The organism is Halomonas sp. ND22Bw (assembly GCF_003011945.1).
In the GTDB taxonomy this organism is placed as follows: domain Bacteria; phylum Pseudomonadota; class Gammaproteobacteria; order Pseudomonadales; family Halomonadaceae; genus Halomonas; species Halomonas halophila.
Window position 1 is genome coordinate 1 of sequence record NZ_PXWD01000131.1, and the last position, 477, is coordinate 477.

Sequence of the window (477 nt, forward strand, 5' to 3'; positions counted from 1 at the left end):
AGTTCATGCCGCGGCTGGACGAAGGGGATCTGCTGTACATGCCTTCGGCGCTGCCAGGACTGTCGGCAGGAAAGGCGGGAGAGTTGCTGCAGCAGACCGACCGCCTGATCAAGACGGTGCCGGAAGTCGCGACCGTCTACGGCAAAGCAGGCCGCGCGGAAAGCGCGACCGACCCGGCGCCGCTGGAGATGTTCGAAACGACGATCCAGTTCAAGCCGCGCGACCAGTGGCGTGCCGGCATGACGACCGACAAGCTGGTCGAGGAGCTCGACCGCATCGTCAGGGTGCCGGGCTTGTCCAACATCTGGGTGCCGCCGATCCGCAATCGCATCGACATGCTGGCCACGGGCATCAAGAGCCCGGTGGGTGTCAAGGTGGCGGGCACCGACCTGGCGACCATCGACCGCATCACCGGAGAGATCGAGCGCACGCTCAAGGACGTGCCCGGCGTCAGCAGCGCCTTGGCGGAGCGGCTCA

The 477-nt window shown here is 66.5% G+C and carries 1 protein-coding gene; it reads left to right on the top strand.

What is annotated here, in order from left to right:
* The coding region (locus CVH10_RS17325) for an efflux RND transporter permease subunit (protein ID WP_146142986.1) at positions 1-477 on the top strand (477 nt) is incomplete at both ends.